Here is a 21,585-nt window from a genome sequence, read left to right as displayed (position 1 = left end):
AAGTATCCGCTGTGAATCGATCTCACCGGATCGCCCAGAACAACGAGCGCCCCGCCATCAGAGTGCTGGCGCCCTCGCGGTACGAGTGGGCAACCTGCACGATCGGGTCGTCAAACGTCGGTCCTTGCCGCCCTCGATGAACCGAGGTGGCGTCACACTGCGGTATCGAGAGCCCGCACCTTCTCGAGGAGCGGCTCGGCGACTTCGGCGAGGAATTCCTCTTGACGCTCGTCGCCGATCTGCACGAGGGCGATGTCGGTGAAACCCGCCTCAAGGTAGGGGCGCACGCTTTCGGCGAGAACGTCGAGGTCGGGCCCGCACGCGATCGATTCGGCGACGTCTTCGCGGCGCACGAACTGGCTCGCCCCCTCGAAACCCGCCGGCGTCGGCAGGTCGGCGTTGACCGCCCATCCTCCGGCGAACCAGCGGAACTGGTCGTGGGCCCGGTCGATCGCAACATCGCGATCGGGGTCCCAAGAAACGGGGACCTGGCCGATCTTGCGCGACGGACCCTCGTGCGCCGAATCCCACGACTGGATGAGCGAGGCCTCGGGCTGCACGGCGATGAGGTGATCCCCCAGGGGCGCGAAGGCCTCGACCGATCGATCTCCCGAGACGGCGACGCCGATCTCCAGCGGTGTATCCGGCACGTCCCAGATGCGCGCGGAATCGACGCGGAAGTAGGTGCCGTCATACGTGAAGAGCTCGCCGGACTGCAGCTCACGGATGATCTCGATCGCCTCGACGAGCATCTCCTGGCGGGTGTCGACGCCCGGCCACCCCTCGCCCACAACATGTTCGTTGAGGCTCTCGCCCGATCCGACGCCGAGCAGGAAGCGCCCTTCGCTGAGAATCCGCATCGTCGCCGCCTTCTGGGCGACGATGGCGGGGTGGTAACGCATCGTCGGGCAGGTGACGTAGGTCATGAGCTCGACGCGCGAAGTGGCGTTCGCGACCGCCCCGAGCACGGTCCACGCGTACGGCGAGTGCCCCTGGCTCGTGAGCCACGGCGAGAAGTGGTCGCTCGATACTTCGAAGTCGAACCCCGCGTCCTCGGCGGACCGCGCGTAGCGCACGAGCTCGCGCGGACCGCTCTGCTCGGTCATGAGCGTGTAGCCGAACTTCGTCATGTCGGCGTCCTCAGCGTGTGGCGGAGCGGTTCTCGGCGCTGACCATCCACGCGAACTGCTCGAGGGACTCGAGCACGGCGTGCAGCATGTCGGCGCTCGTCGGGTCCTCTTCGTCGACGTCGTCGTGCACGTCGCGGCACGTCGCGATGGTGGCTTCGAGACGCTCGGTCACGAGGTCGACGACGTCTGTCGTGTCGATCTCGCCCTGCGGGAACTCCGGCAGGGTCGTCGTCGCGGTCACCGTGTCGCTGCGACCGTCGGGAAGGGCATGAAGCGCCCGCATCCGCTCCGCGATCGTGTCGCTGAACCCGCGCGCCGCTTCGATGATCTCGTCGAGCTGGCGGTGCGTGTCGCGGAAATTCTTGCCCACGACGTTCCAGTGCGCCTGCTTGCCCTGGCTTGCCAGTTCCACGAGGTCCACCAGCACGCGCTGCAGATTGTCGCTCAGCGTCTTGGACGCCCGGAAGCCGCTTTCGGCGTTCTGCTCGCTCGTGAGCATCGCTCCGCTGCGAGCCGGGCGTCGCTTGTTCTTCGTCGCAGACTTGTCCTTCGTCGCGTCGGTTGCGCTCTTGCTCTTCGAGCCGTTCTTCGTCGTCGTGGCCATGATGCCGTCTCCTTCGCGCGTTCCTACGGGGTGTGCTTCGACGGTAGGAGGTCGCCCGGCACAGCGCGCGGGGATTGCGGATGCCGCATCCCGGTGCTATTCAGTCGTCGCTGGAGTGGAGTCCGCGCCGCGACGACAGCACCGTGACTTCGGGGTGCTCCTCGGCGAGCAGGCGCTCGGCGCGGTCGAGCACGTCGCGAACGTGCGACGCATCCGCGGCCACGATGCTCACCCCGATGCTCGCGCGCCGGTGCAGGTCGTGCGCCCCGACTTCGGCGACGGCGACTTCGCTGCGTCGGCTCAGATCCGCCAGGATCGGGCGCAGGATCCCGCGCTTCTCCTTGAGCGATCGCACGTCGCCCAGCAGGACATCGAACTCGATCCAGCCGATCCACATGCTCGCGAGTCTGCCAGCTCATCAGGCCCCCACGGGGGGTGGCCTGCTTACGATGGAGGGAGCACCTCGACCGGAAGGAGCCGCCCGTGGTCCAGGTTCGCGTTGCCGGTATTGCGCTCGACGAGTCGGGGCAGCACGTCATGCTGCTCAAGCCGATCGATCAGCTGCCCGGCGCAGGGCGCATGCTTCCGATCTGGATCGGAGCGCTCGAGGCGACCGCGATCCTCCTCGCGATCGAGGGGGCGACCGTGCCCCGGCCGCTCGCGCACGACCTCATGAAAGGGCTCATCGAGTCCGTCGACGCGACCGTGCAGCGCACCGAGATCACGCGCATCGACGACGGCACCTACTACGCCGAGATCACGCTCGACACCCCCGGCGGCATCCGGATCATCGACGCCAGGCCCTCGGATGCCGTCGCTCTGGCGTCGCGCGCTGGGACGGGGCTGTGGGTCGCCGACGCCGTCATGGACGAAGCGGGCGTGCCGGATCTGACCGGTGACGAGCTCGATGCCGAAGAGAGCGTCGACGAGTTCAAGAAGTTTCTCAACGAGGTCGATCCCGACGATTTCCGAGGGTGACCGCGGGATCCTTCGGTCTACGCGCGCCCGTCGCGACCTTCGGTCGTGGGCTTCCATCCCAGTGACGGCGCGACGTACTTCGCGAACGACTCGACGATGCGCAGGTTCATCTCGACCCCGAGCTGGCTGGGGATGGTGAGCATGAGGGTGTCGGCCGAACGGATCGCGGCGTCATCGAGCAGCTGCTGCACGAGCTCATCGGGTTCGGCCGCGTAGCTCTGGCCGAACGTCGAGCGCATGCCGTCGATGACACCGACCTGATCGCCCTCGCGGGAGCGACCGAAGTAGAGCGCATCCTCGGGCGTCGTGATCGGGAAGATCGAGCGGCTCACCGACACGCGCGGCTCACCCGTGTGGCCCGCGTCGCGCCACGCGGCGTGGAACGCATCGATCTGCTGCGCCTGCAGTTCGTCGAAGGGCAGGCCGCGGTCCTCGGTCAGCAGCGTGGACGACATCAGGTTGACCCCGATCCGGCCCGCCCATTCCGCCGTCTCCCGCGTACCTGCGCCCCACCAGATCCGCGAGCGCAGACCGGGGGAGTGCGGCTCGATCCGCTGCCGGCCCGTGCCTGCGCCGAACGGCGACGACGGATCGCGCTCGGCCAGGCCTTCGCCTTCGATCGCCCGAAGGAACAGGTCGAAGTGCTCGCGCGCGAGATCGGCGCCGCGCGGGTCCTCTGAGCCGGTGTAGCCGAACGCCTCGTATCCGCGGACGACCGTCTCGGGTGATCCCCGGCTGACGCCGAGCGCCAGCCGTCCGCCCGAGATCAGGTCGACCGACGCCGCTTCTTCCGCGAGATACAGCGGGTTCTCGTAGCGTGTTTGTGCCCTGCGCGGACCCCGCGGTGTCCGGTTGAGCTTCGTTCGGATTTGCTGATTCAGTCAGCGGGCCAGGCGCGGCAGGCAAGCTCTCCGAGCAGGATGCTCCGCTCCTGTATGGACTTGGGATCCCAACCATCGCGCTTCGCGAGCTCCGACGTCAGGTGGAACGCGGACTGAGCGTACAAAGCCTTCTTGTCTTCGAAGCTCTTTGCCCCTGCCGAGCGATTGAGCTTCTGTTCCAGGATGGAGAGGTTTCCGAGGCTATCCACCAACTCCAACATTCCGTCCGACTTCGGTCCGCTCTTTGGGCGAATGTGCTCGATCGTGTACATGTTTGACGCCCAATCGAGGTCGGTGCGGGGGAGGTTGTTCTTCTCCGCGAAAGCGCGATCAAGCATTGCGAACACGTACTTTGCTCGCGCGACTGCGATCGAGTCATACGCCTCGATCGCTTTTCTAAGGATGGCGTCGCCGGGAATGATGCGATCAAGAATCTTACGGACCTGAGTTTGATTCACAGCGGATCCATTGGAGATTGCAATGGCAGCGTCTCCGAACGCTTGCTCCGACAACTCGTTGCCTATCCGGCCATCGAACTGGCCGCGAACTGACCACTTGGCAATCTTGACCATCAGCTTGGTCGCGTACTTTTCCTCCCACGATGTAAATGCCGCGATCAATGCAGGGAAGCTGCTCTCGAAACCAAACCGGCGAATAGCCAGAAGGGCATCCCGGACATCGGTCGAGGCTGCGCCGCTCCACTTTGGATGATCCGGTGATCGTAGTGCTTCGTAGACTTCCTGCGCACGAACGAGACGCGCTACGTACTCTTTGGCACTCGTCCCGCTTTCGACCTCAGTTTGGATTGATCGGTAGAGGCGCCGTGTGAGGATGGGGCCTTTGCGTGATGCGTACTCAAAACGGATGAACTTGACAAGTTCCTCGGGCTTCTCAAACTTGGACTCGAGGGCCACCCACTTCTCTTCCATATAGCGAACGTGTGCGCCCGCCCTGCTGAACAGATAGTTCTTCAAGAGGTCCGCGGTCGTCAGATCCGCACCTCGGTCATTGAGGGTCTCAAAGATCACGTATGCCTCCGCGAGGCCGCTAGCGACTGCGACAAGGACTTGGACGCGGCTCGCTAGCTGGGTGGCGACGGCGGTGATCTCCTTGTACTTGGCTGCTGAAGGCGCTATTTTGCGAAGGTGTTCGAGGCAAGCATCGTATGCAACGGCGATTGGGTGGTCGTTGGCAACATGTGCTCGATCGCCGCCGAGTAAGGCGAAGTACTGGTCGACGTCCTTTGGGCTGAGGATAAGCCGCTCGACTTCTGATTCGAATTCTAGGACGTAACCGCGCAGATAGTCTGAATCGACCTTGGCCGATTGTTGTGTCTTTCCGAACTCGGCTAGCAGATCGCGAATCGCAGCAAAGAGAATTGCCGTGGTGGCAAGGCGCTGCTGCCCGTCAACAATCTGTAGTCGCTCGCCGTTCGAATCTGCTCGCGCGAACACGACGGTCCCCATGAAGTAGCTCTCCTCGCGGGTGCGTGCCTGCTGCAAGTCAGACAAGTAGGCGAGGACGTGCTCACGCTTCCAGGAGTATGCACGCTGGTAACGGGGAACTTCCAGCAGCTTGTCGTGGAGAAGGTGACCCAACTGGTCATGAGTGAAGTCTGTTTCTTGGGCCATCTCTCCCCCTTGAGCTGCCAGCAGTCGTTCGGATGCTACAGGGCAGTGGGCGGGGAGGAAGAACCGCGCCATGAGACATGACGCTATGAGTTCTCGTAGCGCATGTCGATGACGCCCGTGCCGACCTCGATGCGCTCGGTGCGCGCCGCGATCGCGGCGAGGAGGGGCATCGGCGACGACTGCTGGCGCGCGAAGTGGTGCACGCGGAAGTAGCTGCCGTTGACACCGAGGTCGTCCATCGCCTGGGCGAGGTCGATCGCCTGGAGCATCGAGTCGGCTGCGGTCAGCTGACGACCCCCGCCGAGAGGGCCGTAGTGGCCGAAGGAGAGAGTGCCGAATCGCTGCATGACCGGTGCAACATCGCCCCCTCGGCACTCATTCCGGCGAAGGCGGGCGAGCACGGTCGCGTGTCAACCCCCGTCCAGCGTGTCGATGGGGCGGCTTAGGCTCGCGGCATGTCGACTCGCATCTTGATCATCGGCGGCCACGGCAAGGTCGCACTCCTGCTCGAACCGATCCTCGCTGGGCGCGGCGACACGGTGACCGCGGTCATCCGCAACCCCGACCACGAGGCCGACGTCGCCGCGACCGGCGCGACGCCGCTCGTCGCCGACATCCAGGAGTTCGACGCCGAGCAGCTGACGAACCTCGTCAGCGGCAACGATGTCGTCGTCTGGTCGGCTGGTGCCGGCGGCGGTGACCCCGCCCGCACGTACGCGGTGGATCGGGATGCCGCCATCCGATCGATGGATGCGGCCATCGCCGCGGGGGTGCGCCGCTACGTCATGGTGTCGTACTTTGGTGCAGGCCCGGACCACGGCGTCGACCCCGACAACCCGTTCTTCGCCTATGCCGAGGCCAAGGCCGCCGCAGATGCGCACCTGCGTGCGAGCGGTCTGGACTGGACGATCGTCGCCCCGAGCGCTCTGACCCTCGATGAGCCGACGGGGCGCATCGACATCGACGCTGACGATTCGGCCTCGGTCCCGCGCGGCGATGTCGCCGCCGTCATCGCCGCAGTCTTGGCCGATGACTCGACGATCGGCCGCACGATCCGCTTCAACTCCGGCGACGTGCCGATCGCTGAGGCGATCGCGGGGACCGGACTGCGCACGCGAGAGTAAGCGCGCCCGGCGCTCGCTCGGCGCGGGCTCAGGCTTCGGGCCCGCTGCTGAGGCGCCCGTGCAGACGCGCCGTCGCATCGTTCATGCCCTCGAACGCCACCGTCTTGCCGAGGTGGCGGTACTTCGTCTGGATCGCATCGAGGGCGGCGACTGTCGAGGCGTCCCACACGTGCGAGCGCGACATGTCGATGACGACCCGGTCCGGATCGTGGGAGTACTCGAACTGCGTCGTCAGATCGTTGCTCGACGCGAAGAAGAGTTCGCCGTCGACGGCGTAGTGGGCCACGGGGGCGCCGTCGGCCTCGTCGATCCGCCGCGTCACCGTGACGAAGTGCGCCACGCGGCGAGCGAAGAGGACCATCGCGGCGACGACGCCCGCACCGACCCCGATCGCGAGATTTTCGGTTCCCACCGTCATGGCGACGGTGATGAGCATGACGAGGGTCTCGCTCTTCGGCATCCGCTTGAGGGTGGATGGGCGAATGCTGTGCCAGTCGAACGTCGCGACCGAGACGACGATCATCACCGCGACGAGCGCCGCCATCGGGATGACGGCGACGATGTCACCGAGCACGAGCACGAGGAGCAGCAGGAAGACACCCGCGAGAAAAGTCGAGATGCGGGTGCGGGCGCCCGACGCCTTCACGTTGATCATCGTCTGGCCGATCATGGCGCAGCCGCCCATGCCTCCGAAGGCGCCCGAGAGGACGTTCGCGACACCCTGACCCCACGCCTCGCGCGTCTTTCGGGAGCGCGTGTCGGTGATGTCGTCGACGAGCTTCGCCGTCATGAGCGACTCGAGGAGGCCCACGACGGCCATCGCGGCCGAGAAGGGGAAGATGATGGCGAGCGTCTCCCACGTGAGGGGAACGTTCGGGACGAACAGCTCGGGCAGGCTCTCGGGGAGTTCGCCCTGATCGCCCACGGTGGGCACGTTGAGCCCGAAGGCGACGGTCGCACCGGTGAGGAGGATGATCGCGACGAGCGGCGCCGGCACGATCTTCGTCACGAGCGGCATCAGATACATGATGAACAGCCCCACCACGACGAGGGGATAGACGAGCCACGGCACGCCGATGAGATGCGGGAACTGCGCCGCGAAGACCAGGATGGCGAGCGCGTTGACGAAGCCGACCATGACGCTGCGCGGGATGAACCGCATGAGCTTCGCAACACCGAGAACGGCGAGGACGATCTGGATGACCCCGCCGAAGATGACCGTCGCGATGAAATAGTCCATGCCGTACTCGCGGGCGACGGGGGCGATGACGAGGGCGACCGCGCCCGTCGCCGCCGTGATCATGGCGGGCCGGCCCCCGAGGAACGCGATCGCCACAGCCATCACGAACGAGGAGAACAGCCCCACGCGCGGGTCGACGCCCGCGATGATCGAGAACGCGATCGACTCGGGGATCAGCGCGATCGCGACGACGAGCCCCGCCAGCACTTCGCGAGTGAGAAGGCGGGGGCTGCGCAGAGCCTGCACCACGGTCGGCTCGATCCGGTAGCGGCTTGCGGGGTCCTGCGCAGACGCGACAGCAGTCATGCGGGCTCCGTTCGGACGTGCGACAGGGGATTCACGGGTGGGAGCGCATCCTTGCGCGACGTTCGGCGAGCCTGTGAAGAGGAAGACGGCAACAGGCTCGGCGTGGCCGAATGGACTCTACCGTCACGGGCGCTCGTTCGCGCGGGCGGCCAGGGGCGAGAAGACGTCACATCGTCGACGCACGGCGAAAGCAGAACGAACGGTACCCGCCTCAGCTGATCGCTTGTTTCGCCATCGTCTGGACTTCGGCCGGGGCGAGCCTTCCCGAGGGGAAGAGGAACTGAACAAGCGCGAGCCCGATCGCCGCGCCGGCGAGCTGGGCGCCGATGAACGGCAAGGCCGACGCAGGCGCGATGCCCGCGAACGTGTCACTGAACATTCGGCCGACCGTGATCGCCGGGTTCGCGAAGCTCGTGGAGGACGTGAAGAAGTACGCCGCCCCGATGTAGCCGCCGACGGCGGGTGCGGCGAGGTGGGAGCGGCCCGTGCGGACCAGGGCGAAGATGACCACGATGAGCCCGGCCGTTGCGACGATCTCCGCGAGGAGCAGATGCCACCCAGAGCGATCGGTCGCACTCCACGCGACGGCGGGCTGGGCGAACATCAGATTCGCGAGAATGGCTCCTGCGATGCATCCGATCACCTGGGCGGGCACATAGACCGCTGCGGCGGACCAGTTTCGTCGATGCAGCGCGATGTCGACCAGGGTGACCACCGGGTTGAAATGAGCGCCCGACACGGGCGCGAAGACGAGGATCAGAACGGCAAGTCCGAATGCCGTGGCGATCGCGTTCTCGAAGAGTTGGAGTCCGACATCGTCAGGGGAGAGCTGCTGGGCTGCGATGCCGGAGCCGACGACGACGGCTGCCAGCCCGGCACTGCCGAGGAACTCTCCCGACGCGGCGCGAAGCGTTCGTTTCACGAACCGGCGAGCAGTCTCGAAACCCGGTCGAGGGCGCCCGGGACGAGGCGGAAGTAGGCCCAAGTGCCGCGCTTGCTGCGGGTCAGGAAGCCTGCCGCCGTCAGGATCTTCAGGTGGTGAGACACCGTCGGCTGACTGAGGCCGACCGGTTCGATGAGGTCGCAGACGCATGCCTCGGAGCCTGCTGAGGCCGCAACGATCGAGAGCAGACGCAGTCGGGTCGGGTCGGCAAGCGCCTTCATCGTCGCTGCGAGTTGGTCCGCGTCCTCGGCGGAGAGAGGCTCTCGGACCAGGGGACTGCGACATGCACCGGCGCTGACATCGGTGAGTTCGAGCATCGTGGCCATGCATCGACGGTAGTCGATATTGACAGGCGTCGATAGACCGCGAAGAATCAGAGATCGAAGTTCATCGATATCTGTGGAGACTGCCGTGACCCTGCTGGATCTGACCCCCCGCGTCGCCGAGTCGTCTCGGCTGTCGACGTTGCCCGTGGCGATCATCGGCGCCGGCCCGGTCGGTCTCGCGGCAGCGGCGAATCTGCTGGAGCGGCAGATCGACTTCGTGATCTTCGAAGCAGGCCGGCAGGTTGCTGCCAGCGTGCGTGAATGGGGGCATACGCGTCTGTTCTCGCCATGGAAGCACCTGGTCGACCCGGCGTCGCGTCGCCTTCTCGAGACGCAGGGATGGGAGCTTCCCGATCCGGAACGCGCGCCGACCGGCACCGAACTCGTTGAACGGTACGTTGCCCCGCTGGCAGAGATCGACGAGATCGCCACACGCACCCGCACGGCGATTGAGGTCCTAGGAGTAAGCCGCGAAGGAATGGACCGCACCCGCAGCACCGGGCGCGCGACGACGCCGTTCAGCGTGCGCATCCGTACGGAGAACGGGGGCATCGAGGACATCGCAGCGCGCGCCGTGATCGATGCGTCCGGAACGTACCGCTCGCCCAATTCCCTCTCTTCGAGCGGTCTCGAACTCATCGGGATGTCGGAGATCGCCGACCGTGTCACCCCTGCCCTGCCCGACGTGCACGGTCGCGACCGTGGCCTCTTCGCCGGGCGACATGTCACCGTGGTCGGAGCGGGCCATTCAGCCGCGAACACACTTCTCGCCCTCGCCAAGCTGGCACGGGACGAGCCCGGGACGGTGGTCTCCTGGCTGATCCGCAATTCCCAGGCTATCCGTGTCTCTTCTTCGCCTGACGACGAACTGATCGGACGCGCGAATCTGGGTAGCCGCGTCGACCGCGCGGTGCACAGCGGCCACGTCAGTCTGATCGACGGCTTCGAGATCATCCGTGCGCGACGGACCGCGGATGCGATAGAGCTGGTCGGGCAGCGACACGGCAACAGGGCGGTCCATGAGACCGACGTTGTCGTCAACGCGACCGGCTTTCGTCCTGAGCTGGCCATGCACCGGGAGATTCGGCTCGATCTCGACGAGATCGTCGAGGCGCCCAGGCGGCTCGCGCCGCTCATCGACCCGAATGTGCATTCCTGCGGCACGGTCGAGCCGCACGGTTTCCGCGAGCTCACCCACCCTGAGCACGGGTTCTTCATCGTGGGGATGAAGTCGTACGGTCGTGCGCCGACCTTCCTCCTCGCGACCGGCTACGAGCAGGTGCGTTCGGTGGCCGCCTGGCTTGCAGGTGACATGAACTCCGCATCAAAGGTGGATCTTGTCCTCCCGGCCACGGGCGTGTGCTCGACCGATCTCGGCGACGGTACGGGCGGATGCTGCTCCTGACACGGCGGCGCCGGATGCCGGCCGCCGACCGGACTGAGTCAATAGGCTGCCGTCCCCGGATCGCACCGATGGCACGTTTGAAAGGGAAGACCCGATGAATCACAAGCCGACCGTCCTGTTCGTGTGCGTGCACAACGCCGGACGTTCCCAAATGGCCGCCGGCTACCTCCGCGCGCTGGGTGGTGATGACATCGAGGTGCTCTCCGCCGGTTCTGAACCGAGGAGCAGCATCAATCCGATCGCGGTGCAGGCGATGGCTGAAGAAGGCATCGACATCGCAGGCAACAGCCCGAAGGTCCTGACAGTGGACGCGGTCCGTGAGTCCGACGTCGTGATCACCATGGGTTGCGGAGACGCATGCCCGATCTTTCCCGGCAAGCGTTACGAGGACTGGCAGCTCGACGACCCGGCCGGGCAGAGCATTGAGGCTGTGCGCCCCATTCGTGACGACATCCGTGCGCGTGTCGAGGCTCTGATTTCCGACATCCACCCTGTTCGCGGGGCGACCTGACCAATCAGCGTGGAAACGTCGCCCAGCTTCATCGTGCGGGAGGCCAGTGCGTCGGTCACGCGCGGTCGGTGGTGGCGAATCCCTTGAGAACACAGGGATCGAAATGGCGGAGGATAGGGGATTCGAACCCCTGAGGGCTTGCACCCAACACGCTTTCCAAGCGTGCGCCATAGGCCACTAGGCGAATCCTCCAGGGCCCCGGAGGGCCACGGGCTATCCTACCCTGCGCGCGCGGCCCCCGATGCGTACACGCTCCCGGGCCGCACGATGAGTGACCGCGGGGCGACGATCGCGAGCAGCCTCCGCGACGGAGGCGCGGCCGTGCGAAGCGCCGCCCGGACGGCGTCGGCGGCGTCGGTCACATCATCGCCGTGCCAATAGCCCGCGACGCGAGCGGGCGCATAGCTGGCCCGTTCTATTGCACGAACGAGCACCTCCATCGCATCGGCGGGGGCTCCGTACTCGGCGACGAGTCGGGCGGCGAATGCGCGCGGCGACTCGGTCGCCGGCACGGGGGCGCCGACGTCGATCGCGGCATCCTGCATGATGGCCCACGCGGCGGCGGTGTCGCCCGCGCGCGCGGCAGCGACGAGACGACGGCGGCGGGCTTCGCGCAAGAGGGCGGGCATCGCGAGCAGGAGCAGCACGCCGATCACGACGACGACGGCCGGGACGGCAGCGGCTGGCCCAGTGCTGGCACCGGGCAGCGCTTCATCGCGCGGATCCAACCGAGAATCGGGGGTGTCCGTCGCCGACCGGCTCGCCGACGCCGACGGACGCGGGTCTGCCTCGTCGATGTCGTCATCGGTCGGACTCGACGCGGACGACAGGAACGCCGTGGGGGAGCCGAGACCGCTCGTCGGCTCGAATCCGATCCATCCGACGCCGTCGAAGTACACCTCGGGCCACGCGTGCAGCAGCGAACTCGACACCGAATACACGGTCTCGTCGTTCTCGGCGTCATCGGTCGCCGTCCCCGGCAGGTAGCCGACGACGATGCGGCTCGGCATGTCGAGTGTGCGTGCCATCAGCGCGAACGCCGAAGAGAAATGGATGCAGTAGCCCCGCCGCACCTCGAGGAACCGTTCGACGGCCTCGACGCCCGTCCCGTCGAACCCGTCTTCGACGGGAGCATCGAGCGAGTAGCGGAAGTCGGGTCCGCGGAACCAGCGCTGCAGCGCGATGAGCGCGTCGTAGTCGTTCGCCGCGCCGGCCGTGATCTCGGCGGCGAGTTCGGCGATGACCGGCGGCATGTCCGCGGGCAGCGCCTGCGCGTCTTCGAAGACGTCGCCCGATCCCGTCGAAAGCGCGCGGATCTGTTCGAGCGTCGGACGCGGCACGCTCGCGACGACCTCATAACGCTGTCCCTGCGTCGAGCCGGTCTGGGCTACGACGGTGCGGTTGTAGGGCACGGCGGCCCACTCGCCCTCGAGCCCGCTCACCTCGACCGCGGGAAAGGTGATGGGCGCCCACATCGACGCGAGGTTGACGACCTCGACGGCGGCCGTCGTCTCGACCATGCGGATGTCCTCGGCGACGCCGAGCGCACCCAGGCCGAACTCACTGTCCAGCGGCACGGTCCGTACGCGGTCGGGCAGCCAGATGTCGCCGTCGAACCGGGACAGGGTCGTGGCGCGCAGATACGGAGCGTTTGGTTCCGTCGAACGCATCCGAAGCACCTCGGTCTCTTGCGGCCGCCGCAGATCGTCGCCCAGTTGCAGGCTCGCGTTGATGCCGGGGCCGCCGTTCAGCCCGCCACCGGCCTGCACGGCGGGCGCAGGCAGCAGGGGTGCCCCGACGACCGCGACGACGAGGGCCACGGCGGCGATGCTCAGCGCCGTCGCCGGCACGCCGGCCCGCCGCTCGATGGCGCGGGCGGCGGGAGCCTCACGCGACCGGGTTTCGGCGCGCAGCAGGAACAGGATCGCCGCCCCGAGCAGCACGAAGGACGTGATGTCGATGCGGCCCGGCACGGCGATCGCCGGAATGAGCGAGACCGCGATGATCCCGACGGATGCCAGCAGCGGCATACGCGCGGTGAGCGCGACGTGGTCCACGAGCACCGTGAGCAGGCCCAGGGCGCCGACGATGAGGAACGACAGCGCAGGCGTCGCCGGCAGCGGGGCGGCGCCGACGGCGATCTCTTCGAAGGCCTGCGTCACGAGCAGGGGCGCGACGCCGATCGTCTCGAGCGTCGGGATGACCCACAACAGGGCCGTGTCGCGCAGGAAGAGTCCCGTGAGGCACAGCACCCACACGGCGGCCTCGATGAGCGACACGGCGACCGCCGGCAGGCCACGGCGCCGGGCGATGTGCCCCGCGCCGAGCACGACGACCGCGACCCCGACGGATGCCGCGAGCCACCAGCTGCCCTGCACCATCGGCAGCACGGGCAGAAGCGCGGCGACGAGCGTGGTGAGCAGGGCGACCGTGGTGAGCAGGTCGCCGCGGCGGGCGGGTCGTGCCTCAGACGACACGGCTGGCTCCTCGCCCGACGGAGGCGCGCCACGGGTCCGCGAGGTCTCCGCCCGCTTCGAGCGCGCCGGTGTGCCAGCCGGCGTCGGCGGCCCGCTCGAGCGCGTCGCTGACCGGGGTCGTGGTGAGCAGCACGGGAAGCGAGCTGTGGTGGACGACGGGGGCCAGAGCCGCGGCATCCGCGGGATCGAGGCGCCCCACGATGACGACGACGGGGCCCGTCATGACCCCCGCGAACAGCTGCGCGATGCGCGGAAGATGGTCGTCGCGCCGGGCCGTGATCGTCGCGAAGCGCGTGAGCAGCTCGTCGATGTCGGAGGGGTCCGCGTCATCGAGCTGTTCGATCAGCACCGTGCCGTCGGAATCGATCACATCGACGGCGTAGCCGTCGCGCACGAGCCGGGCGACGACCGAGACGCACGCGGACACACCGGTCTCGAAACCCGGGTCCGCTCCCGTCTCGACGAGCGCATCCGACGACCATCGCAGCACGCTGCGGTCGAGCACGACGGTCGCTTCGGGGGTCGACTCCTGCTCCTCTTGCCGCACCATGAGCTCATTGCGGTGCGCCGTCGCGCGCCAGTGAATGCGCCGCATCGAATCGCCGGGCGCGTAGGGCCGCGCGATCAGGTTGTCGGCACCCTGTCCGAGCTGGTCGACCGCGGTGTGCAGCATGCCACCCGATTCGCCGGCGACATCGGCCAGCGCGGGCAGGTCGACGAGCGCCGGGGCAACCGTCACGACCGTTCGCTCGCGCAGGCGGATGCTGCGCCGGGCCAGCCCGAACGGGTCGCTGCAGGTCAGCGTGAGCGGTCCGATCGAGTGGATGCCGCGGCGCGCGCCCGTCGCGACATACGCCAACTGCAGCGTGCGGTTGCCGCCGTGCACACCGCCGATGAGCCCCGATCCCAACGCAGCGAACGTGCCTTCTGCGGGACCCGTCAGACCCGCCGGAAGCTCGTCGCGCCACGTTCCCGACGGCGTCGGCATGACGCTGCGCAGCCCCGCGCGCACGTCGACGTGGGTCTGGGCGCCGACCGTCACGACGTCGGGGTGCAGCGAGCGCGAGACGGCGTCGGTGCGGCGCAGCAGGTGCAGACTGCCGACGCTGGCGACGAGCACCGCGATGAGCAGCATCCCGAAGTACTGCAGCTCGACCACACCCAGCTCGGAGGCCAGCACGAAGCACGCGATCGTGAGCACGAGCGCACCCGTTCCCCGAGGGGTGAGCGGCCACAGGCGTCTCATGGTCTCGCCGTCACTGCCGCGCAGCGATCGGCACCCGCACCGTCGTGGCGATGCGCTCGAGCACGGCGGTCACGGCCTCGGTCGCGTTGCGCGCGCGCCCGGCCGACCGCGCCGGAATGAGCCGGTGGGCGAAGACCGGAGCGAGGAGACCCGTGAGGTCGTCGGGGATGACATAGCCGCGGGAATCCAGCGCCGCCCACACCTTGGCCGCGCGCACGAGCTGCAGCGTCGCGCGCGGGCTCGCGCCGAGCCGCAGATCGGGGTGGCCGCGGGTGGCGTGGGCGAGCGCAACGGCGTACTCCTCCATCGCGGGGGCGACGTGCACCGCCCGTGCCCACGCGATGAGCTGCGCGACGGTCGCGCTCGAGGCGACCGGAACGAGAGCGTCGAGCGGATTGGCCGCTTCTCTCTGACGCAGCATGAGCGCTTCGGCACGGGCATCGGGGTAGCCCATCGAGATGCGGATCATGAATCGATCGCGCTGCGCTTCGGGGAGCGCATACGTGCCCTCCATCTCGAGGGGGTTCTGCGTCGCGACGACGAGGAACGGGTGGGGAACGAAGTGCGTGCGGCCGTCCACGGTGACCTGGCGCTCCTCCATCGCCTCGAGCAGCGCCGACTGCGTCTTGGGGGAGGACCGGTTGATCTCATCCGCGATGACGATGTTCGCGAAGATCGCGCCCTGCTTGAATTCGAACTCGCGCTCGATCGGGTTGAAGACGCTCACGCCGGTGACGTCACCGGGGAGCAGGTCGGGTGTGAACTGGATACGGCGCACGCTCGCGTCGATCGATGCCGCGAGGGCCCGGGCGAGCATCGTCTTGCCGACGCCGGGCACGTCCTCGATGAGCAGGTGCCCTTCGGCGAGCAGGCACACCAGCGCCGAGCGCACCGCTTCGGGCTTGCCGTCGATCACGGTCGTCACCGACGACACGATGGCGTCGGTGATGCGCGTGAACTCCTCGCCGGTCAGGGCTTCGGCATCGGGCATGCGACCCCCACAGATGCTCTCGGGCGGGCATCGGCACCCGCACAACGATCGTAACCGCGCAGACCCGGGGGCGGGCCTGCCGGGCGAACGCCGCCTTTTGCGGCACGATGAGCGCATGAGTGAAGAAAGCGCACCGGCCCAGGCGCCCGGTCGCGGCCCGCGTGCCGTCCTCATCACCCTCCTCGTGCTCGTGGGGGTCGTCGTCGTGATCGCCATCGTGACCGTGCTGCTGCGCGGCGGTGCCGCGGAACTGGACGAGACCTCGCCTGAGGGTGTGACGCAGCGCTACACACAGGCGCTCGTCGACGGCGAAATCGAAGTCGCCGTCGCGCTGCTGGCTCCGGGAGACGGCGACTGCGGCTACTACGTGCCCGGCGGGGCGGAGTACCGCGTCACCCTCGCGGGAACCACCGTGGACGGCGACAGCGCCCGCGTGCGCGTCATGATCACGACCACATACAGCGGCGGTCTCTTCAGCGGCGGTGAGTCGCAGTCCGAAGATGTCTTCCGTCTCACTCGCATCGACGGGGACTGGCTCATCGTGTCGGCGCCCTGGCCCTTCGTCGAGTGCGACTGGAGCATGCAGTGAGAGTTCAGACGGTCGTACGCCGCGTCATCGTCTTCTTCGTCCTGTTCGCGCTCGTCTCGGTCGCCGCGATCGGCCTGAGCGGCCTTCTGTCCCGGTTGCTCGAGGCGGGAACGGTCGTCGTCGACGGCGGCGGCAGCGACATCGCCCGCTCGCTCGCCTTCGCCCTCATCGCCACCCCGCTCGCCGCGGCGCTGTGGTGGTGGGAAGCGCGTCGACTGCGCACCGAGCCCGAGGAACGCGCGTCCGTCGGGTGGGGCCTCTACCTGCTCGTCGTCACCCTGACCTCGCTCATCGTCGCCACGGTCGGATTGGGGGATGCCGCCGCCGCAGCGCTCGCCGGCCAATGGCGCCCGGGGTCCGTCTCGACGGGTGTCGTCTGGGCGGCGGTGTGGCTGCTGCATCGCGCCCTCCGTCGCAGCCCGTCCTTCGCACCGACACGGCTCGCGGTCCCGATCGTGTCGCTCTCGGCCGTGTGGGGGCTCAGCGTGGGGGCCTCCGGCGCGATCGGCGCGCTCTCTGCTCTCGTCGCGGATGCGCTGGATGGCGCGGCGGTGCTCGTGGTGACCGCCGGAACCGTCGTCGCCGTGCTGCAGGGACTCGTCTGGGCCGTGCTCGGCGCGTCGGTATGGGCATGGCACACGTACCGCGAGGGCGCGCGCACGGCGGCGGGCGGCTTCGCCGACGTCGTCCGCGTCGCGGTCACCGCCGGTTTCGCCGCCGTGGCCCTCGTCGGGGCCGGGGTGCTGCTGCAGAGCATTCTGCGCCTGCTGTTCGGCGACGGGGATGCCCGCGTCGTACTGACATCGGTCGACGACGCTCTCGCCGCCGCGCTCGTGGCCGGCATCATCAGCGTCTTCTACGGGAATCTCGCGCACCAGGCCTCACCGAAGGTGCGGCAGGCGACGCGGTTCGCGGTGGCCGGGATCGGCGTTATCGGCGCCGCGAGCGGATTCGGTGTCGTGGTGAACGCCCTGTTGGCATCGCTGACGGCGCCGATCGTGGCGACGGCGCCCCTCACCCTGCTGCTCAGCGGACTCAGCGCTCTCGTCATCGGCGCTCCCGTGTGGTGGCTCGCGTGGCGGCCTGCCCACCCGGGGCGGCAGGCGCTCGGTCCGCACGCCGACGCGCCCGTCGACGACCGCGCTCGCCGCGTCTACCTGATCATCCTGTTCGGAACCAGCGCGATCGCCGCGATCATCGCGCTCCTCGTCATCGGCTCGAGGCTGCTCGCGCTCGTCTTCGAGCCGTCCTCATCCGGTGGCGCCATCGATGCCCTGCGCGCGCCGCTGGGAGTGCTCCTTGCCACCGGGCTCGTGTTCGCGTACCACTTCGCCGTGTGGACCCGCACGCGCGCCAGCGCCTCGGATGCGCGGGAGGCGACGATCGGACGGATCCTCCTCGTCACAGGCGGGCCGCGGGGGGAGTCGCTGGCAGGTGCGATCCGAAGCAGTCTGGGTGTGCCGGTCACGCTGTGGCGTGCCGCTGAGGCGGTGCCGTTCTCCGAGCACGCGGTCGACTTCCCGGATGAGGCGCTGGCCGAGCTCGTGCAGTCGCTGGGCGGCATCACGGCGCCCCGCGTGCTCGTCATCGCGGATGCCGCGACCCCACGGATCATCCCGTTGGCGGAGTGAGCACCGCGAGGTGGGTACACTGGAGGCAGCTCTCCGCGAGGCGGCATCCAGGCCAACTCCCCCAGGACGGAAACGTAGCAAGGGTAACCAGGCTCTGCCGGGTTCGCGGAGAGTCTTACTTTTTCCCGGTGCATCCACCGCGCGCCTAGGCTGGACGAGTGGCGCAGAGCATTTACATCACGTCGGCCGAGGGTCACTCGGGTAAATCCACGATCGCCCTGGGCGTCCTGGATGCCATGAGCCGGGCGACTCCCCGGGTCGGCGTCTTCCGCGCGATCGCGCGGTCGACGGACGAACCCGACTACGTGCTGCAGATGCTGCTCGACCACGACGGCGTCGACCTGCCCTACGAGGAATGCGTCGGCGTGACGTACGACGACGTGCGGCTCGACCCGGATGCGGCCCTCGCCACGATCGTCGAGCGGTTCAAAGCCGTCGAGGCGCGCTGCGACGCCGTCGTCATCGTCGGCTCGGACTACACCGACGTCGCGAGCCCCGCCGAGCTCGGCTATAACGCGCGCATCGCGGCGAACCTCGGAGCACCCGTGCTGCTCGTGCTGAGCGGCCGCGCGGGGCAGGGCGAGCAGCTCGGAGCCTCGACGGCGCGCACCCCCGAAGAGGTCGGACAGATCGCCTCGCTCGCCCTCACCGAGCTCGCACATGGGCGCGCGGGCCTGCTTGCCGTCATCGCGAACCGAGTTGACCCCGACCGTCTCGGCCAGACCGTCGAGGCGGTCACCGCCGTCGTCGCCGCGGCGCGTGCGACCACCGAGCATCCTGCCGCCGTCTGGGCCCTGCCTGAGGACCGGTTCCTCATCGCCCCGTCGGTGCGTGGCGTGCTGCGCTCGGTCGAGGGCCGGTTCGTCAAGGGTGACCCCGATCTGCTGACCCGCGAGGTGTTGAGCGTCGTCGTCGCGGGCATGTCGATGATCAACGTGCTGCCGCGGCTCGAAGAGGGCGCGATCGTCGTGATCCCCGCGGACCGCACCGAGGTGCTGCTGGCGGCGCTGCTCGCCAACGCATCGGGCACGTTCCCGTCGCTGGCGGGCATCGTGTTGAACGGGCCCTTTCCGCTGCCCGACGCGATCGACCGGCTCATCGACGGGCTCGGTTCATCCCTGCCGATCATCGCGACCGATCTCGGCACGTATGAGACGGCCGTCCGCGTCATGCGCACGCGCGGCCGGCTCGCGGCCGATTCGCAGCGGCGCTACGACGCGGCGCTGGCGATGTTCGAGACGCACGTCGACACCGCTGAGCTGACCGAATCGCTCGGTCTGGCCCGACCCACGGTCGTGACCCCGCTCATGTTCGAGTACGAACTCGTGCAGCGCGCGCGCGCACACCCCCAGCGCATCGTGCTTCCCGAGGGTGATGACGACCGTGTGCTGCGCGCGGCCGCGCGCGTGCTGGCCAGGGGCATCGCCCACCTCACGATCCTCGGCGACGAGGCCGACGTGCGCTCGCGCGCGGTCGAGCTCGGCATCGACATCGAACGGGCCCATGTGCTCTCGCCCTTCGATCCCGATCACGTCGACATCTTCGCCCGCGAGTACGAACGCCTGCGCGCCCACAAGGGCGTGACATACGCCAAGGCCGCGGACACCGTGACCGACGTGTCGTACTTCGGCACGCTCATGGTGCATCTGGGCCTCGCCGATGGCATGGTCTCGGGCGCCGCGCACACGACGGCGCAGACGATCAGGCCCGCGTTCGAGATCATCAAGACGCGGCCCGACGTGTCGGTCGTCTCGAGCGTCTTCCTCATGGCGCTCGCCGACCGCGTGCTCGTCTACGGCGACTGCGCCGTCATCCCCGATCCGACGGCGGAGCAGCTCGCCGACATCGCGGTCTCGTCGGCGGCCACCGCGGCGCAGTTCGGGATCGAGCCGCGCATCGCGATGCTGTCGTACTCGACGGGGGAGTCGGGCTCAGGCGCTGAGGTCGAGAAGGTGCGCGCCGCGACGCGGCTCGTGCGCGAGCGCGCACCGCACCTGCTTGTCGAGGGGCCCATCCAGTACGACGCGGCGGCCGATGTCGCCGTCGCGGCAGCCAAGATGCCCGGCTCGCAGGTCGCCGGCCGCGCGACGGTCTTCGTCTTCCCCGACCTGAACACCGGCAACAACACCTACAAGGCCGTGCAGCGTTCGGCGGGTGCCGTCGCGATCGGCCCCGTGCTGCAGGGTCTCAACAAGCCGATCAACGATCTCTCGCGCGGCGCGCAGGTCGACGACATCGTGAACACGATCGCGATCACGGCGATCCAGGCGCAGGGGGAGGCGGCCGTATGAGCACGGTGCTCGTCGTCAACAGCGGGTCCTCGTCGTTCAAGTACCAGCTGATCGAGATGCAGACCGAGTCGGTCCTCGCCTCGGGGCTCGTCGAGCGGATCGGCGAAGGCGTCGGGCGCGCGGTGCACACCGTCGAAGCCGCTGTCCTCGCAGACCTCCGGGGCCCTGCACCGACCGTCGTCGAGACGACGTACGAACGCGAGCTCGCCATCCCCGACCACACCGCCGGCTTCGCTGTCATGCTCGACGCGTTCGCCGAGCACGGGCCCTCGCTCGACGAGCGGGCGCCGGTCGCCGTCGGCCACCGGGTCGTGCACGGCGGCGCACGCTTCTTCGAGCCGACCATCATCACGCCGCTCGTCGAGATCAACATCGATGAGCTGTCCGTGCTCGCCCCGCTGCACAACCCCGGCGCACTGCAGGGCATCCGCGCCGCGCGGGCCGCGTTCGCCGACATCCCGCACGTCGCGGTCTTCGACACGGCCTTCCACCAGACCCTCGCACCCGCCGCCTACACGTACGCGATCGACCGCGAGCTGGCCGCCGAGCACCGTATCCGCCGCTATGGCTTCCACGGCACGTCGCACAAGTTCGTCTCCGAGGCGGCGGCGGCCTTCGTCGGCCGTCCGCTGAGCGAGCTCACCCAGATCGTGTTCCACCTCGGCAACGGCGCATCCGTCACCGCGATCGACGGCGGACGCTCGGTCGACACGTCGATGGGCATGACTCCGCTCGAAGGCCTCGTGATGGGCACGCGATCGGGCGACATCGACCCCGCCGTGCTGCTGCAGCTGGCGCGGCGCGCGCGCATGTCGACCGACGATCTCGACACCCTGCTGAACAAGCGCTCCGGTCTGCGCGGTCTGGCCGGCGTGTCCGACATGCGCGACATCGTGCAGCGCATGGAGGCGGGGGATGCCACGGCGACCCTGGCGTTCGAGGTGTATCTGCACCGCCTGCGCGGCTATGCCGGTGCGTACCTGGCGCAGCTCGGCGGCGTCGATGTCATCTCGTTCACAGCCGGTGTCGGCGAGAACTCCGCGATCGTGCGGGCCGGCGCCCTCGCGACCCTCGGTTTCGCCGGTGTCGAGATCGATCCGGAGCGCAACGAAGGACGGGCGGGTGGTGGGAGTGAGGGGCCCCGCCGCGGCATCCGTCGCATCTCGACCGATGCCTCGCGCGTGACCGTGCTCGTGGTTCCGACCGACGAAGAACTCGAGATCGCGCGGCAGACTCTGCAGGCGACGCGGGGCTGATCGCGGGTGTCGCTGGCACCCGGTC

The 21,585-nt window shown here is 68.3% G+C and carries 18 protein-coding genes, 1 tRNA gene, 1 other RNA gene and 2 pseudogenes; 9 read left to right on the top strand and 13 right to left on the bottom strand.

Translation table 11 applies throughout. The annotated features are described in order from the left end of the window. Positions 1-152 precede the first annotated feature (152 nt). The 3 genes from AC25Y0_RS00710 to AC25Y0_RS00700 form a co-directional block, all read right to left on the bottom strand. Complete coding sequence (locus tag AC25Y0_RS00710) at positions 153-1,130, bottom strand: LLM class F420-dependent oxidoreductase (RefSeq protein WP_488122442.1); 978 nt, start codon at positions 1,128-1,130, stop codon at positions 153-155. A 10-nt stretch (positions 1,131-1,140) separates the two neighbouring features. Then, the gene (locus AC25Y0_RS00705; RefSeq protein WP_488122441.1) at positions 1,141-1,734 is read right to left on the bottom strand and encodes a Dps family protein; all 594 of its coding nucleotides are present in this window, start codon (positions 1,732-1,734) and stop codon (positions 1,141-1,143) included. A 100-nt stretch (positions 1,735-1,834) separates the two neighbouring features. Then, positions 1,835-2,131, bottom strand: coding sequence for a DUF503 domain-containing protein (locus AC25Y0_RS00700; protein ID WP_488134047.1), 297 nt, complete (start codon positions 2,129-2,131; stop codon positions 1,835-1,837). Between the two features lie 86 nt (positions 2,132-2,217). On the opposite strand from AC25Y0_RS00700, the gene AC25Y0_RS00695 reads away from it, so the two are divergent. Next, on the top strand, positions 2,218-2,712 hold the full coding sequence (locus AC25Y0_RS00695) for a bifunctional nuclease family protein (RefSeq protein ID WP_488122439.1): 495 nt from the start codon (positions 2,218-2,220) through the stop codon (positions 2,710-2,712). 17 nt (positions 2,713-2,729) lie between these two features. Here the strand turns inward: AC25Y0_RS00695 and AC25Y0_RS00690 are convergent. The 3 genes and pseudogenes from AC25Y0_RS00690 to AC25Y0_RS00680 all read right to left on the bottom strand — a co-directional run. Continuing rightward, positions 2,730-3,533: pseudogene (locus tag AC25Y0_RS00690) on the bottom strand (LLM class flavin-dependent oxidoreductase); the annotation flags it as partial. 56 nt (positions 3,534-3,589) lie between these two features. Continuing rightward, complete coding sequence (locus AC25Y0_RS00685) at positions 3,590-5,296, bottom strand: DUF262 domain-containing protein (RefSeq protein WP_488134046.1); 1,707 nt, start codon at positions 5,294-5,296, stop codon at positions 3,590-3,592. Between the two features lie 17 nt (positions 5,297-5,313). Further along, a pseudogene (locus AC25Y0_RS00680) lies at positions 5,314-5,571 on the bottom strand (LLM class flavin-dependent oxidoreductase); the annotation flags it as partial. A 108-nt stretch (positions 5,572-5,679) separates the two neighbouring features. On the opposite strand from AC25Y0_RS00680, the gene AC25Y0_RS00675 reads away from it, so the two are divergent. After that, complete coding sequence (locus AC25Y0_RS00675) at positions 5,680-6,348, top strand: SDR family oxidoreductase (RefSeq protein ID WP_488122437.1); 669 nt, start codon at positions 5,680-5,682, stop codon at positions 6,346-6,348. A 28-nt stretch (positions 6,349-6,376) separates the two neighbouring features. On the opposite strand, the gene AC25Y0_RS00670 is transcribed toward AC25Y0_RS00675, so the two are convergent. From AC25Y0_RS00670 to AC25Y0_RS00660, 3 genes are all read right to left on the bottom strand, one after another. After that, the gene (locus AC25Y0_RS00670) at positions 6,377-7,894 is read right to left on the bottom strand and encodes a SulP family inorganic anion transporter (protein WP_488122436.1); all 1,518 of its coding nucleotides are present in this window, start codon (positions 7,892-7,894) and stop codon (positions 6,377-6,379) included. A 211-nt stretch (positions 7,895-8,105) separates the two neighbouring features. Continuing rightward, positions 8,106-8,816, bottom strand: a complete 711-nt coding sequence (locus AC25Y0_RS00665; RefSeq protein ID WP_488122435.1) for an aquaporin — start codon at positions 8,814-8,816, stop codon at positions 8,106-8,108. Next, positions 8,813-9,163, bottom strand: coding sequence for a metalloregulator ArsR/SmtB family transcription factor (locus AC25Y0_RS00660; protein ID WP_488122434.1), 351 nt, complete (start codon positions 9,161-9,163; stop codon positions 8,813-8,815). Before AC25Y0_RS00660 ends, AC25Y0_RS00665 begins: the two co-directional genes overlap by 4 nt. 85 nt (positions 9,164-9,248) lie before the next feature. On the opposite strand from AC25Y0_RS00660, the gene AC25Y0_RS00655 reads away from it, so the two are divergent. Beyond that, positions 9,249-10,568: an NAD(P)-binding domain-containing protein gene (locus tag AC25Y0_RS00655; RefSeq protein ID WP_488122433.1), complete on the top strand. Its 1,320-nt coding sequence runs from the start codon at positions 9,249-9,251 to the stop codon at positions 10,566-10,568. Between the two features lie 94 nt (positions 10,569-10,662). Further along, positions 10,663-11,079, top strand: a complete 417-nt coding sequence (locus AC25Y0_RS00650; protein ID WP_488122432.1) for an arsenate reductase ArsC — start codon at positions 10,663-10,665, stop codon at positions 11,077-11,079. A 104-nt stretch (positions 11,080-11,183) separates the two neighbouring features. Here AC25Y0_RS00650 and AC25Y0_RS00645 read toward each other — a convergent pair. The 4 genes from AC25Y0_RS00645 to AC25Y0_RS00630 all read right to left on the bottom strand — a co-directional run bounded on the left by AC25Y0_RS00645 (position 11,184) and on the right by AC25Y0_RS00630 (position 15,793). Then, positions 11,184-11,271 (bottom strand) — tRNA-Ser (locus AC25Y0_RS00645). Positions 11,272-11,297: 26 nt separating this feature from the next. Further along, positions 11,298-13,556 (bottom strand): transglutaminase TgpA family protein, encoded by a 2,259-nt coding sequence (locus AC25Y0_RS00640; RefSeq protein ID WP_488134045.1) that lies wholly within the window; start codon positions 13,554-13,556, stop codon positions 11,298-11,300. After that, positions 13,546-14,802, bottom strand: coding sequence for a DUF58 domain-containing protein (locus AC25Y0_RS00635; RefSeq protein WP_488134044.1), 1,257 nt, complete (start codon positions 14,800-14,802; stop codon positions 13,546-13,548). Before AC25Y0_RS00635 ends, AC25Y0_RS00640 begins: the two co-directional genes overlap by 11 nt. Positions 14,803-14,812: 10 nt before the next feature. Further along, on the bottom strand, positions 14,813-15,793 hold the full coding sequence (locus AC25Y0_RS00630; protein WP_488122429.1) for an AAA family ATPase: 981 nt from the start codon (positions 15,791-15,793) through the stop codon (positions 14,813-14,815). A 115-nt stretch (positions 15,794-15,908) separates the two neighbouring features. Between AC25Y0_RS00630 and AC25Y0_RS00625 the strand changes: the two genes are divergently transcribed. The 5 genes from AC25Y0_RS00625 to AC25Y0_RS00605 all read left to right on the top strand — a co-directional run bounded on the left by AC25Y0_RS00625 (position 15,909) and on the right by AC25Y0_RS00605 (position 21,560). Beyond that, positions 15,909-16,382, top strand: a complete 474-nt coding sequence (locus tag AC25Y0_RS00625) for a hypothetical protein (RefSeq protein ID WP_488122428.1) — start codon at positions 15,909-15,911, stop codon at positions 16,380-16,382. Then, complete coding sequence (locus AC25Y0_RS00620; protein WP_488134043.1) at positions 16,379-18,013, top strand: DUF5671 domain-containing protein; 1,635 nt, start codon at positions 16,379-16,381, stop codon at positions 18,011-18,013. The genes AC25Y0_RS00625 and AC25Y0_RS00620 overlap by 4 nt, the downstream gene beginning before the upstream one ends. A 24-nt stretch (positions 18,014-18,037) precedes the next feature. After that, positions 18,038-18,134: signal recognition particle sRNA small type (ffs, locus tag AC25Y0_RS00615), an RNA gene on the top strand. 37 nt (positions 18,135-18,171) lie between these two features. After that, the gene (gene pta / locus AC25Y0_RS00610; protein ID WP_488134042.1) at positions 18,172-20,304 is read left to right on the top strand and encodes a phosphate acetyltransferase; all 2,133 of its coding nucleotides are present in this window, start codon (positions 18,172-18,174) and stop codon (positions 20,302-20,304) included. Next, a complete protein-coding gene (locus AC25Y0_RS00605; protein WP_488122425.1) occupies positions 20,301-21,560 on the top strand; it encodes an acetate/propionate family kinase in 1,260 nt (419 codons plus the stop codon). Before pta ends, AC25Y0_RS00605 begins: the two co-directional genes overlap by 4 nt. The last annotated feature ends 25 nt before the right edge of the window (positions 21,561-21,585 follow it).

The organism is Microbacterium sp. Y547 (assembly GCF_057669785.1).
Note: the sequence above shows the minus strand (reverse complement) of the source record. Positions and strands in the feature narration are given on the sequence as shown.

Excerpts from the sequence above, each read along its gene's own strand:
- AC25Y0_RS00685 (WP_488134046.1), bottom strand. The coding sequence starts at position 5,296 with ATGGCGCGGTTCTTCCTCCCCGCCCACTGCCCTGTAGCATCCGAACGA.
- AC25Y0_RS00625 (WP_488122428.1), top strand. The coding sequence starts at position 15,909 with ATGAGTGAAGAAAGCGCACCGGCCCAGGCGCCCGGTCGCGGCCCGCGT.
- AC25Y0_RS00710 (WP_488122442.1), bottom strand. The coding sequence starts at position 1,130 with ATGACGAAGTTCGGCTACACGCTCATGACCGAGCAGAGCGGTCCGCGC.
- AC25Y0_RS00660 (WP_488122434.1), bottom strand. The coding sequence starts at position 9,163 with ATGGCCACGATGCTCGAACTCACCGATGTCAGCGCCGGTGCATGTCGC.
- AC25Y0_RS00605 (WP_488122425.1), top strand. The coding sequence starts at position 20,301 with ATGAGCACGGTGCTCGTCGTCAACAGCGGGTCCTCGTCGTTCAAGTAC.
- AC25Y0_RS00650 (WP_488122432.1), top strand. The coding sequence starts at position 10,663 with ATGAATCACAAGCCGACCGTCCTGTTCGTGTGCGTGCACAACGCCGGA.
- AC25Y0_RS00630 (WP_488122429.1), bottom strand. The coding sequence starts at position 15,793 with ATGCCCGATGCCGAAGCCCTGACCGGCGAGGAGTTCACGCGCATCACC.
- AC25Y0_RS00675 (WP_488122437.1), top strand. The coding sequence starts at position 5,680 with ATGTCGACTCGCATCTTGATCATCGGCGGCCACGGCAAGGTCGCACTC.
- AC25Y0_RS00635 (WP_488134044.1), bottom strand. The coding sequence starts at position 14,802 with ATGAGACGCCTGTGGCCGCTCACCCCTCGGGGAACGGGTGCGCTCGTG.
- AC25Y0_RS00670 (WP_488122436.1), bottom strand. The coding sequence starts at position 7,894 with ATGACTGCTGTCGCGTCTGCGCAGGACCCCGCAAGCCGCTACCGGATC.
- AC25Y0_RS00700 (WP_488134047.1), bottom strand. The coding sequence starts at position 2,131 with ATGTGGATCGGCTGGATCGAGTTCGATGTCCTGCTGGGCGACGTGCGA.
- AC25Y0_RS00705 (WP_488122441.1), bottom strand. The coding sequence starts at position 1,734 with ATGGCCACGACGACGAAGAACGGCTCGAAGAGCAAGAGCGCAACCGAC.